Genomic DNA, 18,521 nt, shown 5'->3' with positions numbered 1-18,521 from the left:
CTGCCGTTAATAAAAATCCATTCGTATTTTCTTTGCCGCTCGGCCTTCGCAGCATTTCTTGCTTTCTTTTGAGCCGGAGCATGGCCTTGATATACGCCGACTCAACTGGCCACCTTAGCTATTTTCTTCAGAGTTTCTTTGCTATCGCCAAACGTACATATCGCATCACAGTGCTTACGCAAGTCAGAGAATAAAATATAATGAATTTCGATATTATTGCCCTTGATCGCTGGCCGACTTAGCTGCAACTCCAATTCCTTTTCTCTGTTGTCAGGAATGATAAGAAACAGGGAGGAGGGATCTTCTGGAAATGAGAAGTACAAGTCGGTAAGCCGAAGTATCCCGGAATATATTGAAGTGCTTTTCTCAACCTCAAAAGCGCAAACAATTTTATTTGTGCCTTTCTCAAACCAAATCACGTCAATTAGCGCAATGGTGTTGTTTGTATCTTTATCAACACCTATATCAGGAAATCCTGGCAGACTTATAAATGAAAAACTAATGCCATCATGACATCTTGACCGATCATTTGAAGCGCTGATTACATCATACCCTAACGAGTGGCCAATTTTCAGGAGATGGTATTGCATTTCTGTATGCAGATCTTCCTCTTCTTTTTCATTTGTAACTTCTTTGTGTCGTTTTTTAAGCAGCCTTTCTATTTTTACCTTCTCATCATCAGAAAGAGCGCCCTCATCTCCAACCAAAAGCTTTTTTACGCCAATGTCAAACAGCAAGCCAGAAAATGCCCCGAGATCTCTGGAAAGCATGCCTCTGTACTGGCTGTTTTTTCCTATAATTATCTCCCGCATACGAAGGTATTCCTGCCACGAACCAAGCTTGATATTTTCCTTGAACAAGTGGTTAAACCCATTAACAATTGCAGTATTGAATGGAGGAATAATCTCAGGATGGAGGAAATACAGAATATTAACCACTGCAGGCCCGAGCCCTTTTATTTTTCTTTGATCAAGTCGAATTATTTCCCTTAATATCTGATCTTCCCTTGTAGCATTATAGCAGTTTTCAAGAAACTGGCCGAATATTACCTTATTTTCTTCATTCTCATAAATATCTGGAATGCGAAGCTTTGGTTTCCAGTAGAATGCATGTGACGCCCCAATAAATACCTGCTTTTGCTCGGTAATACAATTTAAGACAAACTCCAGGGACGAGCCTTTGTAATCGTTACCGAATTCTTTCGTCTTAATATCCAGTATTACTTTCTGAACCCCACGACGAATAGAGCGAAAGGCTTTCAAACGTTCATCGTTATTGATAAACCAGGTATTGAATACTGACTCTTTATCGCACTTATATTTTTCAAGCAAACCCTGTAATTCTATATTCATTATATGTTCCGTATTATTTATTACACATCAACAGGCAGCAGAAAACCCGTTTCCGGGCGGGGCTGTGCCCCATGCTGCCAGTCTTGAAGGTCAAGAGAAGCTTAAGGAGAGTCAGCGCTCACCAGCGAGGTCGCAATGCCGTTGCCCCTGAACTCCTCAATCAAGCCCCAGATTCTTTCGGGCTCCGCCAGATAAACCTGATGACCTGCTCCCGCGAGCCGCTCAAATCGTGCATTACTGAAAGCAGGCAGCAATGCAGCTACGTTTTCTATCGGCGCAGACATGTCGTTTTCGCCGTGAATGAGCAGTGTCCTTTTTTCCCCAACTGCCAAACCCAACCGCCATAGATCTGTTTTGACAAGAATTTCGTCAAGGGAATTGTAATAACTTACCCATGTGTGTTTTCGGGCATCTTCGAAAATATCCTGTGGGAGGTTTTTCGGCCGAAACCATTCTGTCAGGTAAAGAGGATGGAAGAAGCAAACGAATTCGAATCTCGAATCCACCGAAACCCGGTCCCACAATGATTGTTTCGCAAATCCGTTTCTGATTTCGTCTGCGTCGGCATAATTGGGAAGGCCGATGGCGGCAAGCCCGTCAAACCAGTCCGGGTGCCTTGCAACGAGTCCGATTGCCAGGATTGCACCCATCGAGTGCCCCATGACAAAGGATCCACCGGAATCAAAGCCCTCAATTCGCAGTACTTTTTCAATTGCCCCTAAATGCTGCTCGAGCGTGTAGGCGTCATTAGGCTTGGGTGAGTCACCGAAACCCAGCAGGTCGATGAGCAACAGCGACTGGGAATCAGGTACCTCGCCCAGCCCCTTTTTCCAATAATTCAAGGACCCCGTCAATCCGTGCAAAAGAACGATCTTATCGGGGCCACTTCCAATTCGTTCATAGTTAAGCCTCATCGTGTCCTGGTCATAGGGAGGCTCAAGAACGCCATCCAAATAACTCTGCAATCCGACTCCTGAAAAAATGAGCAGGATTACCGTAAGGACGATGTAAAGCGTGCGTTTAAGCATAATGATCATGAAGTCGCCCGACCTGATAATGGCATACCCAGTGAATAACGTTTGATACGCAAGCCTGTAAAGAAAACGAAGTAATTCCCGCCATTGCCAGGCTACCGGTTTTCAGCGTCATTCGCGACCAGCTTGTACGGCTCACCATCCTCGTTCTGAAGCTGGTAATCGTACGCCGCCTGGAGTCCGGTTCATCCTCGACTTCCTCCTCGGGCTCACGCTCAATGTAGCGCGGAGGAGGCGGGGGCGCTGCGTTCGAGGGCGTGACACGCGAAACGGGCGAGCCCGTAACTGATCGCGATCAGTGCCGCTCCCAAGAGTGCAAACACCGTGCTTGAGGGAAACTTCATGCCACCTCCGAAAAACATCCATGCCCTTTAACGCTATTCATTCGTGTCAGCGTAGACCGCAACGAGCCCACCAGCCAAACCTCAGCGATTGGCCGGCCCTGCCGTTTTGCCCGGGCTGCTGTACGAAATCGCCATACAGCAGGTGCACAAAACGCTGATCACCTTGAAAACACTGGCCCTGTCCCCAATAAGAGGGTAGTTTGATGCCTCCGCCCGCGGGCCCGGCATCTTCCCTTAATTCACGCAACCACCATCGGGACAGAGCACTATGGCAACCCTTCACAAACCGTTTCAACAGCGGACCGTCTGGCAGTTGACATCGCTGATCACGCTTGTTTTGTTTCTCAGTGGCTGTGGCATCAATAACATCCCCACTTACGATGAGAAAGTCACCGCCGCCTGGTCCCAGGTGGAAAACCAGTACCAACGCCGCGCGGATCTGATTCCCAACCTGGTGGAAACCGTCAAGGGCTTCGCGGCCCAGGAACAGGAAACCCTGACCGCAGTAATTGAGGCGCGCTCCAAGGCCACGTCGATCCAGGTAGACGAAAGCATCCTCAACAATCCTCAGAGGCTGCAACAGTTCCAGCAGGCCCAGGGTGAGCTGAGCAGCGCCCTGAGCCGACTGATGGCGGTGTCTGAACGCTACCCGGACCTGAAATCGAATCAGAACTTCCTGGCCCTGCAATCCCAGCTTGAAGGTACGGAGAATCGCATTGCCGTCGCGCGACGGGATTTCATCCAGGCGGTGGAGCGCTACAACACCGAATTGCGCACCTTCCCGGGCAAGATCTGGTACAGCATCCTGTACAGCGATCTGGAGCCCCGCGCCAACTTCGAAGCCACCACAGAAAACGCGGATGAAGCGCCCGCGGTGGAATTCTGATGGTTTTCCAGTTGAACAAAAACCTGTTGCTGACATTGCTGGTGCTGCTGCCGGCCACCGTCTGGGCCCAGTCCACGCCGGAGTTTCCCGAGCTGACCGGCCGGGTGGTAGACCGCGCAGAAATGCTGCCTCCTCAGGTGGAAGCGCGCCTGAGCCAGATGCTCCAGGCCCACGAGCAGGCCAGCACTGAACAGGTTGTGGTGGTTACCGTGCCGAACCTGCAGGGTTATCCCATTGAGGATTACGGCTACCAGCTGGGCAGGCACTGGGGCATCGGCCAGGAGGGCGAGGATAATGGCGCCCTACTGATCGTGGCGGAGGAAGAACGCAAAATCCGCATCGAAGTGGGCTATGGCCTTGAAGGCCGGCTCACTGATGCTGACTCCTCAGTCATAATCAATCGCATTATTACACCTGCCTTCCGTCAGGGGGATTTTCAGTCCGGTATTGTTAACGGTGCCGCGGCCATGATTCAGGTGCTCGGCGGCGAGCCCATGGCAGCTCCCCAGAGTCAGCAACCGGTTGCACTGCAGGAAAAACCCAAAGCTGGCATGGTCGCGCTGTTCTTCATCATCATGATGGCAGTGGTGTTTTTTATCGGCAGTCGCGGTGGCCGTGGTGGCCGCGGTGGCGCAGCCCTGTTGGGCGCGGCGTTGCTGGGTGGTGCCATGGGCGGCCGTGGCGGCGGAGGCTTTGGTGGTGGCGGTTTTGGCGGAGGTGGCGGCGGCTTCGGCGGCGGCGGGGCCTCCGGTGGCTGGTAGCTCTACACGGGACTCCCAGCGAGCTGAACCCCCTAACCTGACAATGAGAATTATCGAATCATGACACTACTAGACAAAAGCGATCAGGAAGCTGTCACCGCCGCCATCAATGAGGTGGAACGGGAAACCGATGCCGAACTGGTCACCGTGCTGACGGCACAAGCGGATAACTACAATTACATTCCACTGGTCTGGGCCGGCATTCTCGCATTACTTGTGCCAGGCATTTGTAATTATTTCGGCAGCTGGTTCGGCGCCGACATGCTGATGCTGGTTCAGTGGGGCACGTTCGCGCTGCTCAGTCTGCTGTTCCGGATGCCGGGTATAAACACCCGCCTGATTCCCCGGCAAGTGCGCTACTGGCGGGCGTCCAATCTCGCGCGGCGGCAATTTCTTGAGCAGAACCTGCACCACACGGAAGGCAGCACCGGCATGCTGATCTTCGTCTCGGAAGCGGAACGTTATGTAGAGATTCTGGTGGATCAGGGCATTGCCGATGTGCTGGACAACTCGGTATGGGAAAGTATCGTCACAGACTTCACCGCAAAAGTGCATCAGGGGCAGACACGGCAAGGGTTTCTTGACTGCATTGCCGCCTGCGGCAAACTGCTGAAAGAACACGTGCCCGCCACCCACGAGCGCAATGAACTGCCCAATCATCTCGTGATTCTGCCCTGACGGAAAAGGGAGCCTACGCTATGGAGCGACAAGACCCGGATCCTGCGCTCAAGCCGGCATTGATGCAATTGGATATGGCGCTGGCCGAGTTCGCCCGCGCCCGACGTTCTGATCCAAAAGCGTCCAGCCTGGCGCTTCTGGAGCGCGCGCGTATGCTGATGACCCTGCCCGGGGGCTTCGATGCCCTGTACCGGCGGGTCCGCTCGCTGGAATCCGCGGGTATTTTCGGCACCAGCGACTGGGCTCAACCGGCCATCCTGCAGCCGGCACTGGCCAAGCACTCCCTGCGGGAGGCCGGTGCGGTCACCACCATCGTGGAGGCCATCAGCGAGCTGCGCATGCTGGCCGTCTCCCGTGGCGATTATTTCCATCCCGGCATTTCCGCCGAGCAGGCACGACACTTCCTCACCCAGGTGATGGCCCTGAATCTGGACCTGCTCTCTGGTCAACTCACCGAAGCCGACCGGGAACGCCCGAAACAGCTCGGGATGATTGTTCAGGAACTCTACCGGTATCTGATCTCCCACCTGGGGTACGAAAGCCTGCTGGACAGCCTGGTGGCCGAAGTGTGGCGTTTGCTGGATCAGGGGCCGGTTCAGGTGGACAGCATCTGCGAGATGATCGGGCAGATCGCCAAGTGCCTGTACGACCCGACCATCAGAACCAGACGCAATTCCGACGCCACCCGGCTGGTAAAGGCCCTGTTTGCTCCCACACCCGCCAGCTCCGAGGATCCGGGGCTTGCCGTCTATGAACAACGCCTGAAAGACATGGACGACGTGGCACTCTCCTCAGAGGCCACCTACTTTGCCCGGAGTATGTTCGATACCGGCCTGGCTTCTCCCTATCACGCGGTGATGCTCCGGTTCCTGCGCAGCACTGGTCAGGACGACCTGATACCCAACACACTGGGCCTGACCATGACCGGCCTGGACGATCTCTACTGTTACACCGAGCTCGTTCATGCCCTGATTGACGAAGCCATCTACCCGGAAACCTGCCAGGCCGTTTACGGCCTTACCATGATGCTGGAGCGCGGGTCATTGTTTACCCCCTCCGTTGCCCAGGCCCTGTGGCGGCAAATCAATCTTCGCCCCTCTGCGGAAACCGAACAGACCCTCGTAGAAGCATTCGGCGATGCACGCCCGCCGAGGGTGTTCCTGCTTGCCGGGGTTATCAATCTGCTGGGTCAGCCGCTGGGTGTTGGCCAGGGCAACAACCCCACCTGCCAATCTGCCATCGGTCTTTCCATGTGGGCGTCGAACGAGGCCGACTACCTGCTTCAGGTATTGACCTGGGCTGCCAGGGACAATGAGGTGCTGAGCCGGTTCGAAGGCCAGGAAGTGTCCTCCAGGAATCTGGAACCCGGGCTGGTGAAAGGCACACCGGTGGACGTGGACCCGGTATCGCTGGTTCTCATTCCTCATCTGGATCGCATCTACGGCGAAATGTGGCGCCGCTGTGAAAACCGCGATGACGATGCCCACCGCTGGATCAACCCGGAGTTCTACGGCTGGTGGGTAAGCCACGGCTTCCGCGTGGTGGCCGATGTGCAAACCGGTGAGATACAGGACTATAAAGACTTTATCCGGTATTTCTATGCCAGCTACCACCCCTTCTACAACGGCAACATGCCGGTGATTCACGCCCAACCTGCGGGTATTGCCGTGACGGACAGCGCCGCACGTTTCGTGGGCCGCCACGCCATCAACATACTGCGGGTCGCCCTGAGCCCGAAAAACGAGATGCGGGTGTATTTTTTCAACCCGAATAACGACAGCGGCCAGGATTGGGGCCAGGGTATTACCTGCTCAACCTACGGCAATGGCGAAGTTCGCGGCGAAGCCTCCCTGCCTGTGGCGGAATTCACTTCCAGACTGTACGCCTTCCACTACGACACGCTGGAGCTGGGCGATCTCTCGGCGATACCCGATGAGGAGGTCGCCCGGGTGATGGACCTGGGCTACACCAGCTGGGCGGCGCCCACCGAGGGATCAGCGGAGTAAAGACTCGAGCCGGGCACCTCAGTAGCTCTCATTCTTACCGGTGACCGGCGACAGCGGCTCGCCTTCTTCGCCTTGCAGCTGATAGTCGTAGGCCGCCTGCAGGCCGGTATCCTCTTCGGTCTCCTCCTCCGGCTCGTATTCCAGGTAGCGCGGATAAAGCGGAGACAGCATGGCCACGACAATGCCGATTGTGCAGAACATGGCAAACGCATCAGCATAACCAACCTCGCTTACCAGCACACCGACCACGGGTGAGCCCGCCGCCTGCCCCAGGGACACCGCCATAAATGGCAGCACCGGACCCATGGAGAGCCGCCCCGGCAGCAGCCGGATGCCGGTCATGAGGTACAGGCCGGTCAGACTCATGTAGGCCAGGCCAAAGACCAGCGCCGAGAAGCCAGAAATCAACAGGTTGTCGGGGCTCGCGGCCAGCAACGCCAGGCTGGCAGCCAGCATCATCAGCATCAGGGCCTGGGTGATCGGAGGATTGTTGCGGTCGGCCAGATCGGCCACCACCGCGCCGCCCAGACCGGCAATGCCAACACCCAACCACAGCCAGCCGGTGGCGTCAGAAGGCATGGCGCCCAGATTGACCACCAGGTCGGGCGCGAAGATCCAGTAGGCGGCCGAGACAAAGCCCATCATGAAAGCGAACAGCGAGAGCCTGAGCAGGCGCCACCACTGATCGGCACTGATGGGCTGCGCCGGTGCCGCATTCGCAGGCACAACACGTGACACGGAGGGAATTAAGAACCAGGTGGCAATCACTCCGATGACGGCCAGAACCGCAAAGGAAGCGTAGGCATAGCGCCAGGCCCCGGCCAGAAACAGAATTGTTGGCACAGCAACTACCACACCAATACTGGTGCCCGCGTTCATCACAGAGCTGACCCGGCCATGCAGAGAGCGCCTCACCAGCGCCTGCATGGCTGCCGTGAGCGCCGGCATCATCAGGCCGGTACAGATGCCACAGAGGACAACACCAACACCGAGGGAAACGGCCCCCACGGACTGGCTGATCAGCGCCAGGCCGACAACACCAAAAATACCGGACGCCATGGCGGTGTTTCGGGCACCGAGCCGATCTGCCGAGAGCGGCGCAATCAGGGTAGCGAATACGAAACTGATCAGTGGCAGAGCACCGATCACACCGATCACATCCGGCGCCAGCCCCAGGTCTTCCCGGATAGGGGGAACAAACAAACCAAACGCAAAACGCGCCAGCCCGTAACTGATCGCGATCAGTGCGGCGCCCAGGAGTGCAAATGACGTGCTCGAAGGAAACTTCATTCGGTTGTGCTCTTTGCGCTGTGCATCCCTATCAGCCTAGACATCAAAGCAAGGTATTTAAAGCACCGGCCAGCCGGGGCGCAGCTATCAGCCTGCAGTCTGGGGCAGAAACCGTCGATCCCAGAGCCGCTCAGTGGCTTCAAACAGGCTATCTACCGTGAGCGCCAAAAGGCCAATCAGAATCGCACCCTGCAACACATAGGCCGTGTTGCCATTTACCAGCCCCGCAATCACCGGATCACCGAGGGTTCGGGCACCGATCGTTGAGCCAATGGCAGCGGTGGCAATATTGATCGTAACCGAGGTTCGGATGCCGGCCAGGATCACCCTGCCCGCCAGCGGCAACTCCACCTGCAGCAACACCTGAAAAGACGACATGCCCATACCCAGCGCAGCCTGCCGGACGGTGGCATCAACTCCCTCAAGGCCCGCCAGTGTGTTGCGGAGAATGGGCAGCAAGCCATACAGAATCAACGCCACGAGAATCGGTGCCTCACCAAATCCGAGAACCGGCACCGCCAGGGCCAGAACCGCCACCGGTGGAAAGGTCTGACCAATGGACGCGATCTGGCTCACCAGCGGCAGAAAGTCCCGGCCCGAGGGGCGGGTTGCGAAGATACCGCCCGCTACCGCAGCGACGGTTCCCACAAAGGCGGAAATCACCACCAGCATCAGATGGTTCTGAAGCAGAAACAGGAAGCTCTCCCGCTCGTAGATCACGTTCTGTTTATCCGGCTGGACCCACTGGAACAGCGGCTCCAGAACCGGCATGCCGGCGCTCAGGGCACACAGAAGCGCGGTCAGCGATACAGGCGGCAACCAGATCCGCATCAGGCACCTTCCCGGATAATGCGTTCGCGGGTGATGGTTCCGGTTTCCTCGCCATCGGCATTGAACACCGGCACCTGATTCCAGTTCTGCCAGAGCATAATCGAGAGGGCCACTCTCAGGCTGTCGGCCTCCTTGAGGCCGTCGGCGCCGGGTTCAGGCCGCCTTGGCTGCGGGTAGCTCTGCATCAGGTCTCGTACAGTGCGCAGGCTCATCAGTTTCAGGCCCCGGTCCTGCTTGCCCACGAGATTCTCCACAAAATCGGACGCGGGCCGCCGGAGAATGTTCTCCGGCGTGTCGTGCTGGATGATGCGGCCCCGGTCCATCACGGCAATGCGGGTCGCCAGCCTCAGGGCTTCGTCGATATCGTGGGTCACAAACACGGTGGTTTTCCGCAGCTGACTCTGGATGCGCAACATCTCCAACTGCAGGTTTTCCCGGGTGATGGCATCCAGCGCGCCGAAGGGTTCGTCCATCAGCAGAATATTGGGGTTGGCCGCCAGCGCCCGGGCAACCCCCACCCGCTGGGCCTGCCCCCCCGGACAGTTGCTGAGGATATTTGTTGGCGTGGGTGGCCGGGTCAAGATCCAGCAGCGTCAGCAGTTCATGCACGCGCTCGTCGATCCGCTCGCGGGGCCATTTCAGAAGCTGGGGCACCATGGCGATGTTGCGGGCCACCGTCCAGTGCGGAAACAGGCCCGTGCCCTGGATGACATACCCCATATTCAACCGCAGCTGCTCCGGGTTCATGGCGGTAACGTCCTTGCCATCTACCAGGATCTCGCCCTCGCTGTGGGGCAACAACTGGTTGATCATTCGCAAAGTGGTGGACTTGCCGCAGCCTGAGCTGCCCACCAGCACGCACACTTCTCCGGTTTCGACCGTCAGGTTGATCCGGTCCACGGCCACGGCATCGCCGAAGCGGCGGGTTACGTTTTTCAGTTCGATCATTCGGACATACCCTTTTCCTGTCAGGCCGTCGCCGGTGTCGGCTTGAGAATGGCCGCCAGCATGGTGAACAACGCATCAGCCAGCAGAGCGAGTGCGATGGTGGGCAACGCACCAAGCAATACCAGATCCATCGCCGCCTGCCCCAGGCCCTGAAAGATAAAGCTGCCAAAACCGCCGGCGCCGATCAGCGCGGCAACCGCCGTCAGGCCGATGGCCTGAATCGTGGTGATGCGAACGCCCTCCACCATCACCGGCAGTGCCAGGGGTAGCTTGAGTTTGAAAAACAGCTGCCGCTCGTTCATGCCCATGCCTTGCCCGGCATCCGCCAGGCTTTCAGGCACTTCGGTAAGCGCGACGAAGGTATTGCGCACCATCGGCAGCAGACTGTAGGCCACCAGCGCCAGCAGCGCTGGCGCCCAGCCAATGCCACGGATGCCCATGGCCTGAAGCGCCGGGAAAGCAGCCGCAAGCGCGCTGAGCGGTGCGATCAGCAAGCCGAACACCGCCAGGCTGGGAATGGTCTGGAGAAAACTGACGGCGCCGAGGATAGGCCGGCGCCAGGCCACACTGCGAATCATCTTCAGCGCCAGCAGAAAGGCCAGACAGGCGCTGATGCCGACCGCACCGAAAGCCAGTGCCATGTGAGTCCAGAAGGCCTGCTCAAACTTATCCGGCCGGGCGTTGAACTCCCGAACCAGAGACAGACTCTCCAGGCCGTCACCCCGCAGGAACCACAGCCAGCTTCCACTGATAACCGCCAGGATCAGCAGTTGCAGCCCTCGGCCACTTCCGAGGCGCCCCAGGATTTCGATCAGCATCAGGGACAACAAAAACAGCAGGCACCAGAAACCGGCTCCGATGGACGATCGCGCATAGGGGGCGTCTTCCGGCAGATGCCGGCCTGCGAAGACCTCAAGCAGCAGTGGCATCAATGCCAGAGAGAGGCCCACCAGAGCCAGGAGCGGCAGGTACCGACGGCGCACCGGCAGAAGAGACAGCACAACGCAGCCCGCCAGAATCAGTGACACCAGCCCAGCCCCTGCTCCGCCTACCGCCGACCAAAGACCATGCCCGGTACCAGGAACGATCCGGTTGGGTTGAATAACGCCCAGATCCAGAAGCCAGACCAGTGCCAGGGCCAGCAACCCCAGCACGGGCAGGACACGGTTCGGCATGGAGTTCGGGGAAACGGAGCTGAGAATCGACAAACCTCAGTCCTGGGCCAGGGAATCCAGGTAATCCCGGGCAACGGTGTCCGCCGGCACACCGTTCACGGCCACCTGGCCATTCAGGCGCTGCAGCGTTTCGAGATCCAGCGACTCGAAGATGGGGGTCAACACCTCCCGGATCTGCGGATAGGTTTCCAGCACCTCGCCACGCACGATGGGTGCAGGTTGATAGACCGGCTGAACGCCGGCGGTATCTTCCATCACCTTCAGATCCAGGGCATCCAGGCCACCGTCGGTGCCATAGGTCATCGCCCCGTTCACATCGTTGTTGTTCAACGCCGCCGCGCGGAGGGTGGCCGCCGTGTTGCCACCGGAAAGAATCAACAGCTGGTCGGACTCAAGCTCGAAGCCATAGGCCTCCTGGAAGGCTGGCAGGGCACTGGCGGATTCCACAAACTCGGCGCTGGCCGCAAACTTGAAGGCACCGCCTTCATTGATATAGCGGGCCAGGTCCTCAAGTGTGGCCAGGTTGTTGTCACGCGCCAGATCCCCCGCACGCTCATGGCCCAGGTGTTGTTTGCCTCTGCCGGTTGCAGCCAGACAATGTTGTGCGCCTCTTTATCCAGGCGAGCAGCCTCCTGGTAAGCCTTGTCGGCGTCCTTCCAGATATCCCGGTCGGCCTGGTCGTGGAAAAACGCGGCATTGCCGGTGTATTCGGGGTAGATATCGATTTCGCCGGCCTTGATCGCATTGCGCACAATGCTGGTGCCACCCAACTGAAGCCGGTTTTCAACCGGAATACCGGCCCCTTCCAGGGACTGCAACACCATCTGCCCCAGCACCGAGCCTTCGGTGTCGATTTTGGAAGACACCACCACAGGATCAGCAGCCATTACCGATCCGGACATTACCAACGCTATCAATGCCGCTGTGCGGCGCAAAAAGGATTTGGGAGTCACGGCCATTCCTCTGGTTTTTTAGTTACCTATATCAGTCTAGAGGGCGCATCTACGATGGCAAACGCTAATTGGTCTTGCCCCTGCAAACTTGCCTGGCGACTGATTGGACAGGTGTCCATCGACACATCCGGTTTGAGTTCCAAAAGCCGCCCGGGTTACGCTGTCTACAAAGCGAGAAGCATGGTAGTCGATCACTATGGCACAGCCCCTGGAAACACCCCGCGAACCGACCTCCACCGTAGCGCCCCTGAACCCGGAGAATGTGGCCCTCCTCGAACAGGAAGGCTTGTCGCTCAAGCCGCTGGACCCTATCGGCGTTGAAATCTACGGCGCAGACGTTCGCAACCAGCTGCCAGAGCCGGCGATAAAGGCCCTGGAAGCGGAAATGGCAAATCGCGGGTTCATTGTCTTCAAGCACCAATCCGGCCTTTCGCCTGATGAACTGATCGATGCCTGCAAATGGTGGGGCGGCCGTGAGATCCACTCCACCCACGGTGTTCACCCTGCAACGCCTGACCGCAACCGGCACATCTTCCGCTGCTCGAACGATGGCCGCCAGGGCATTCTCGGCGTTGGCCCCCAGTGGCACAACGACGGCAGTTTCGAAGCCGCTACCTTCTCCCACAGCGCTTACTACATGGCCCGCGCACCGGAAAACGGCGGCGGCACCCACTTCGCGCACCAGGGCGCCGCGTTTGATTCACTCCCGCCGGAAAAGCAGGATCTCTGGGAGCGCCTGGTCTCAGTAAACTCCGCTTCCAGCGTGACCCACCCCGTGGTCCATACCCACCCAATTTCCGGCCGCAAAAGCGTGTGGCTGCATCTGGGCATGACCGGTGCGGTGATTGAACGACTGCCGGAAGAAGGACTGACGCTTGACCAGCTGAAAACCCTGCCCGCCCCCGCGGACAGCTTCCGGTTGCTGGACGAAACCGCCATGAAGGAACTGTTCAACGATTACAATGATCTGCTGAACGACTCCTTCAGGGATGGCTACGGCATTCGCTACGAATACGATACCGGCGATCTGCTGTTTATCGACAACTGGGCTGTCGCCCATCGTGCCTCGCCAGAGGCCCACCTGCCGGCAGAGCAACAGGGCCTGCGCATCATGGATCGGGTAACTATCAAGGCCCCGCGGAACCTCGCGCCCCACTTTGGCCTGCCGCAGTACATTAATATGGCCGGTCCTCACCCGTTCAATAAAGACGGCGTGTGGCAAGCCGGGGGCGTAGGCTTTCGCTGGAAAGACGACATTCGCATGCAGAACTAGGCGGGGCGGTTTAAGATAACCCTGTTATTGCAATCTGCTGGACTTTGCCATGAAAGCGCGTGTGCAGTCTTACCTCGCACTGCTCCCCCTCTGCCTGCTACTGGCTGCGTCCCCGCCTGCGGTTGCCGAAACTGTCCTGCATGTTGCCTATGAGGATAAAACCCAGTTCCCCTACTACATGGGTGACACCGAAAAGGTTCTGGTGAATCCCGGAGCGGCCGTGGAGCTGGTCAAGTTGGTAGAGGAACGGATTCCGGGCTTGCGGATCAAATTCAGCCGCTACCCCTGGAAACGATGTCTGGCCATGCTCGAAACCGGCCAGGTGGATGGTATCTTCAATGCTTCTTACAATGCTGCGCGCACCCGAATAGGCGAATACCCCCGGCGTGACGGACAGGTTGACCCCACCCGACGACTGACCACCATCAGCTATCATCTATACGCCCTGCCAGATACCGATCTTGGCTGGACCGGCGAGACGTTCCAGGATAGTGACCTGGAGATTGGCGCGCCCCTGGGCTACTCCATCGTGAACGATCTGGAACAGCTGGGCGTTTCCGTGATGAAGGTGCGCAGCTCCAGGCAAAGCCTCCAACTGCTGACCGCGGGACGAGTCCATGCCGTTGCGCTGCAATCCGTCACCGCCGATTTCCTATTGAGCCGTAACGCCGATCAGCTCCCGGGCATTGTCCGGATTGATCCACCCCTGAAAACCAAACCCTACTATCTGATGCTCTCGCGGGAGTTCAAAGCGGCAAATCCGGAGCTTGCAGAGCAAATATGGGATGCCATCGGCGAACTCAGAGAAGAAAAGCTTGAGACCCTGGCACAGCCCTATCTGTCGGAACCGGGTTAATCATCTTTCCGGAGCTGGTTGAGCCGGGTCATCACAAACGCCGCGATGGAGAGAATCAGAATCGCAATGGCCTCGAAGAGAATATTCTCGGGCGCCATATCCTTGCCCTGAAGAATAATCAGTCGGGCCAATGCGGTGATGGCAATGAAAATGGGAAATACAGAAGCAGATCGCCGATCCGAGTAGAACACAGCCACCATGCCGATGACCTCCAGATACAGGAACATCAACAGAATGTCTGCAAGGTTGATGTTCTGGGCGATGTAGAGCGAATGCAGCTCGAAGGCCACGCCCCCGAGTGTCATCAACACAACGATGAACAACAGAATGCGCTCGATTATCTGGAAAAGACCAAGCGCCAACTTCTTTTCGGAAGCATCCATGGGGTTTGCCTTGCTGTTTTAGGGTCTGTCTCTTCGGAAAGTCTAGCCAAGTAATCAGCCTACGCCGATCACATTGATTAAAGTGCGGTTCCGCGATGAGCCAACCCATAGTCAATTGCCGCACATACCGCCGCAGCCTGCGCGGCATTACATTGCGCGGGGGTTACACGTGGGCTATCAGGGTAAACCTCGGTGGTGGTCCGGTAGGGCGCACTCGTAATACCGGCGCACAGCCCCCACTGCGTGAGCGGATACGCGATCACGCCCCTGGCGACCACCGGGGAGCCGAAGATCTCGCCGCTGTCATCGGCCGGCGCAATATGCGTCACCTGCTCCACCGCCCTGATCAATGCCTGCTGGAATTCAGGCTGTGGGTTCTCGCTGTCGTCGACCACATAAAAGCCATCGGGAATCCCGGCCGGCTCGAACGGCTTGCCGTCGCGGGCAGCCAGCGCCGGGCGAAACTCCGATTCGTCGGTATCGGTGGTCTCGTGCAGGTCGATATGAATCAGGGCACTGTCACGAACAGGCGCTACCAATCGCATAAGTGCGGCTGACTCCTCCGCCCGACTGCCCTCGTGGAATGAACGGTTGGGATCAGTCGCATTATAGTTCCAGCGATGAATGCGCTCATACGCCCAGGGACTGACACAGGGCGCAACCAGCAAGTTCACGCGGCCGGCATAATCCGCTGCGTGCTTATCCAGGAACTGTAGCGCGCCATGCACACCACTGGTTTCATACCCGTGAACCCCGCCGGTTATCAGCACCACCGGCAGATCGTTATTCCAGCCGCGGCTGCGAATCGCCATCAGCGGATAGTAATCCGGGCCGTAATCCAGAGCGCCGTACTCTTCCACGTCAAAGCGCGAGCGCAGGCCCTCGATCACACTCAACACCTCCGCCTCGTAACTGCGCTGACGGGTCTGCCGTGACAACCACTCGGCGCGTTCCGCATCGCCCCAGGGAGTGCCGGGGGTGCCGATTGGATAGGGTGCAGCGTTTCTATTCATGTCGACTTTTCTCTCCGGAAGCCGCGAATTTAATGTGCGTCAAGCAAGCAGATTTCTGATCGGCAGAAAGAAAAAAACCACCTCTCTGGGTGGGTCTTCGCCTTTCGTGCATTTTTAGAAACCTAAAGCCAACGGAGCTAAATTAAACTAAGCCAGCTATTCCATCTATACCAGGGGCTCCCATTTAGTCATTTTGCGAGCCTCACGTCTACCCGATGGCTTCTGACGTATGACAGTCCAAGCATGGCAATGGAAAGCAATACTAGAACAGATGGGCCAATTGGCAAAGCCCGTGGTTTTTGGGTACTTTTGAACGATATCGGAAGAGGGAGCGCGTGGCTTGGGCATGCGAGTAGGGATTCTCGAAGACGACAACGAATTAAGCCAAACCCTGGCACTCTGGCTTCAGCAGGAAGGCTACAACGTAGACTCGGAACAGAGCGTTTCACGTTTTTTTCAGCTTGTAAGAAAGAAACGCCCTGATGCCGTGATTCTTGACTGGAACTTGCCCGACGGCAGCGGCCTCGAAGTTATGTCCTGGATTCGTGCGGAATACGGTTACGATATCGCCGTCGTCTTTTCCACAGCTCGGCTTGCTGAGGAAGATGTCGTGCAGGCCCTGCGAGCGGGAGCAGATGATTACCTGAAAAAACCCTTATCCCGTGGTGAGACACTTGCGCGGCTGCAAGCTATCAAACGAAGAATATCAGCTCGCGAGGACCGCAGCAGCAAAACATTCGGCCCCTATCGTTTTGATGCTCCTCGCAAACAACTTTTTCTGGGTAATGAGCAATTACCGTTGACACGAAAAGAATTCGATCTGGCCTATTACCTTTTCCAGAATCACGATGTGCTGGTGCGACGCGATCAGGTTTTAGCTGCTGTTTGGGGCCAAACCGGCGAATTAACGACTCGCACTATAGACAACCATATCAGTCGTTTGCGCCGCAAACTGCAGACTGAAACAACGGGCTGGAGCCTGAACGCTGTCTATCAACAGGGCTACCGACTGACCTCGCCTACAGATTAAACACATTGAGGTTAAAACCTCTTGGCACCAACTTAATTGTAATCTTTTGTCACGATCCGCACTTAACAATACCTGTGCCCCTTCCTAACTCTTAAACTAAGCCCGATCTAACCTGTATTCAGATAAGACACATCATGAGTTTACCGGGCACCTATCAATCTTCCACTCAAGACCTTCTTGCTGCTGTCATAGAAGCTGCAAGGGACAGGCTGGGTTCTGATATCAGTTTCGTTGCGGAATTCCAGGGCGATCGTAAAGTCTTCAGCCGCATCTCCCAAAGCAACGACGAATGCAAGCTCGAGGAGGGGGATAGCTTTCCGCTCAAGGACACCTATTGTCATCGCATGGTAAATGAAAAAATCTCAAACATCGTGAATGACGCGAGAAACGACCCAGCAGTTCGTGACTTGACGGTAACAAGAGCTCTAAATATCGGTAGCTATGTTGGTGTACCCATTGTTCTCCCGGACGGAGAAATTTACGGAACGCTGTGTTGCATCAACAAAGACAGCTCAGACCTCGGCCCAAGAGACGTGCAGTTTCTGTCGGTCCTTGCCGATATACTCAGTGCGCACATCGCCAGACAAAGAGGGATAACCGAAGACCAGCGGGTAAAACGTCGGCGTATCGAGCACGTTTTGGATAATGAATCGCCAAGCGTGGTTTATCAGCCCATCGTGAATCTCTCAAGCGGCAAAATCGTTGCTGCCGAGGCTCTTGCCCGTTTTTCATCAGAGCCTAAGCGCACCCCTGACAAGTGGTTCAATGAGGCGTGGGAGACCGGCCTGGGCATTGAGTTAGAAATCAGGGCAATGCAGGAGGCTCTGGCGTTGGCTGATCACCTGCCAGATGGTACTTATTTGACTATCAATCTCGCGCCTAAGACTTTACTCTCGGAAAGTTTTACCGAAATCGCACGCACTCTGAATCTTGATCAGGTTGTCTTCGAGATCACGGAACACGAAATGGTCTCGGATTTTCAACCCCTGCGCTTGGTTGTTGATCGCTTGAAAGCGCTGGGTGCAAAGGTAGCTATTGATGACGTCGGAGCCGGCTACTCTGGCCTCAATCGTATCCTCGAACTGCGCCCTGATATCCTGAAACTTGACCTTCAGCTCAATGACAACATTCACAGAGACCCAGCCAAACAGGCAATGGTGTCCGCAGTTTCCGAGTTTGCCTCTCGAACCGGCGCGCTCGTTGTCGCCGAAGGCATCGAAAGAGCTGAAGAAATGGAAACTCTCAAATCCCTGGGTGTTGCCTACGGCCAAGGCTACTACTTTGCCAAACCCGGCCCACTGCCTTTGAAACTGGACGTACAAGGCCATGCAAATCAATAAATCGAACCAGCGGGTAATTTCATCCAAGCTTACTCTGGTAGCCTAGCAGCACTATTATTTACGTGATCGCAGTGCTGCACCATAGGCCAATTTGGCGAGATAGTCAGGCGTCATTCATGAAGCCAAGGCGTATGATTCAGCCCCACCAAAACACCTTCGGGGCTTATGAATCTTGCAACTGTCTGCCCCCAGGGTTCAGTGCAAGCATCTTGGACAAACGCCACTCCCTTGGCTTTCATTTCGTGCACTGCCGTCTCGACCGCAGCGGCATGTGCGAGCGCAGGCCCTCGATCACACTCAACACCTCCGCCTCGTAACTGCGCTGACGGGTCTGCCGTGACAACCACTCGGCGCGTTCCGCATCGCCC

16 protein-coding genes and 2 pseudogenes are annotated in these 18,521 nt (G+C 56.7%); 8 read left to right on the top strand and 10 right to left on the bottom strand.

Translation table 11 applies throughout. The features are described from left to right. Positions 1-101: 101 nt before the first annotated feature. Together BM035_RS09570 and BM035_RS09565 are read right to left on the bottom strand one after the other, a co-directional pair. Positions 102-1,352 carry a hypothetical protein gene (locus tag BM035_RS09570; RefSeq protein WP_092031443.1) on the bottom strand — a complete coding sequence of 417 codons (1,251 nt, stop codon included), beginning with the start codon at positions 1,350-1,352 and terminating at the stop codon, positions 102-104. A 101-nt stretch (positions 1,353-1,453) separates the two neighbouring features. Continuing rightward, positions 1,454-2,389: an alpha/beta fold hydrolase gene (locus BM035_RS09565; protein ID WP_092031440.1), complete on the bottom strand. Its 936-nt coding sequence runs from the start codon at positions 2,387-2,389 to the stop codon at positions 1,454-1,456. Between the two features lie 609 nt (positions 2,390-2,998). Between BM035_RS09565 and BM035_RS09560 the strand changes: the two genes are divergently transcribed. Genes BM035_RS09560 through BM035_RS09545 form a run of 4 tightly spaced genes read left to right on the top strand, consistent with a single transcriptional unit; the run spans position 2,999 to position 7,061 of the window. Further along, complete coding sequence (locus tag BM035_RS09560) at positions 2,999-3,616, top strand: LemA family protein (protein ID WP_092031439.1); 618 nt, start codon at positions 2,999-3,001, stop codon at positions 3,614-3,616. Next, positions 3,616-4,377: a TPM domain-containing protein gene (locus BM035_RS09555; RefSeq protein WP_092031436.1), complete on the top strand. Its 762-nt coding sequence runs from the start codon at positions 3,616-3,618 to the stop codon at positions 4,375-4,377. Before BM035_RS09560 ends, BM035_RS09555 begins: the two co-directional genes overlap by 1 nt. A 60-nt stretch (positions 4,378-4,437) precedes the next feature. Further along, positions 4,438-5,055, top strand: a complete 618-nt coding sequence (locus tag BM035_RS09550) for a TPM domain-containing protein (protein ID WP_092031434.1) — start codon at positions 4,438-4,440, stop codon at positions 5,053-5,055. A 20-nt stretch (positions 5,056-5,075) separates the two neighbouring features. Continuing rightward, positions 5,076-7,061, top strand: coding sequence for a hypothetical protein (locus BM035_RS09545; protein ID WP_092031431.1), 1,986 nt, complete (start codon positions 5,076-5,078; stop codon positions 7,059-7,061). 18 nt (positions 7,062-7,079) lie between these two features. Here BM035_RS09545 and BM035_RS09540 read toward each other — a convergent pair whose 3' ends face one another. The 6 genes and pseudogenes from BM035_RS09540 to osmF all read right to left on the bottom strand — a co-directional run bounded on the left by BM035_RS09540 (position 7,080) and on the right by osmF (position 12,207). Further along, positions 7,080-8,351, bottom strand: coding sequence for an MFS transporter (locus tag BM035_RS09540; protein WP_092031429.1), 1,272 nt, complete (start codon positions 8,349-8,351; stop codon positions 7,080-7,082). 87 nt (positions 8,352-8,438) lie between these two features. Further along, complete coding sequence (locus tag BM035_RS09535) at positions 8,439-9,182, bottom strand: ABC transporter permease (protein ID WP_092031426.1); 744 nt, start codon at positions 9,180-9,182, stop codon at positions 8,439-8,441. After that, positions 9,182-9,700 carry a hypothetical protein gene (locus BM035_RS22955; protein ID WP_254775455.1) on the bottom strand — a complete coding sequence of 173 codons (519 nt, stop codon included), beginning with the start codon at positions 9,698-9,700 and terminating at the stop codon, positions 9,182-9,184. Before BM035_RS22955 ends, BM035_RS09535 begins: the two co-directional genes overlap by 1 nt. Positions 9,701-9,788: 88 nt before the next feature. Next, positions 9,789-10,130: pseudogene (locus BM035_RS22950) on the bottom strand (ATP-binding cassette domain-containing protein); the annotation flags it as partial. A gap of 20 nt (positions 10,131-10,150) precedes the next feature. Beyond that, a complete protein-coding gene (locus BM035_RS09525) occupies positions 10,151-11,305 on the bottom strand; it encodes an ABC transporter permease (protein ID WP_092031720.1) in 1,155 nt (384 codons plus the stop codon). 36 nt (positions 11,306-11,341) lie between these two features. Continuing rightward, positions 11,342-12,207 (bottom strand): annotated as a pseudogene (osmF, locus tag BM035_RS09520) (glycine betaine ABC transporter substrate-binding protein OsmF). Positions 12,208-12,454: 247 nt separating this feature from the next. Between osmF and BM035_RS09515 the strand changes: the two are divergent. Both BM035_RS09515 and BM035_RS09510 read left to right on the top strand, forming a co-directional pair. Beyond that, a complete protein-coding gene (locus tag BM035_RS09515; protein WP_092031423.1) occupies positions 12,455-13,531 on the top strand; it encodes a TauD/TfdA dioxygenase family protein in 1,077 nt (358 codons plus the stop codon). A gap of 49 nt (positions 13,532-13,580) precedes the next feature. After that, positions 13,581-14,387: a substrate-binding periplasmic protein gene (locus tag BM035_RS09510; protein ID WP_092031421.1), complete on the top strand. Its 807-nt coding sequence runs from the start codon at positions 13,581-13,583 to the stop codon at positions 14,385-14,387. On the opposite strand, the gene BM035_RS09505 is transcribed toward BM035_RS09510, so the two are convergent. Together BM035_RS09505 and BM035_RS09500 are read right to left on the bottom strand one after the other, a co-directional pair. Continuing rightward, positions 14,384-14,770, bottom strand: coding sequence for a phosphate-starvation-inducible protein PsiE (locus BM035_RS09505; RefSeq protein WP_092031418.1), 387 nt, complete (start codon positions 14,768-14,770; stop codon positions 14,384-14,386). The two genes, BM035_RS09510 and BM035_RS09505, sit on opposite strands and share 4 nt — an antisense overlap. Before the next feature lie 77 nt (positions 14,771-14,847). Next, entirely contained in the window at positions 14,848-15,783 is a 936-nt protein-coding gene (locus BM035_RS09500; RefSeq protein ID WP_092031416.1) for a M14 family metallopeptidase, read from the bottom strand. A gap of 346 nt (positions 15,784-16,129) precedes the next feature. Between BM035_RS09500 and BM035_RS09495 the strand changes: the two genes are divergently transcribed. Both BM035_RS09495 and BM035_RS09490 read left to right on the top strand, forming a co-directional pair. Further along, positions 16,130-16,813, top strand: a complete 684-nt coding sequence (locus tag BM035_RS09495) for a response regulator transcription factor (protein WP_092031413.1) — start codon at positions 16,130-16,132, stop codon at positions 16,811-16,813. Positions 16,814-16,947: 134 nt separating this feature from the next. Continuing rightward, entirely contained in the window at positions 16,948-18,153 is a 1,206-nt protein-coding gene (locus tag BM035_RS09490) for a sensor domain-containing phosphodiesterase (RefSeq protein WP_092031409.1), read from the top strand. Positions 18,154-18,521: the final 368 nt, after the last annotated feature.

Source organism: Marinobacter sp. DSM 26671, from assembly GCF_900112835.1.
GTDB lineage: Bacteria > Pseudomonadota > Gammaproteobacteria > Pseudomonadales > Oleiphilaceae > Marinobacter > Marinobacter flavimaris.
This window is presented reverse-complemented; position numbering and strand designations above follow the sequence as displayed.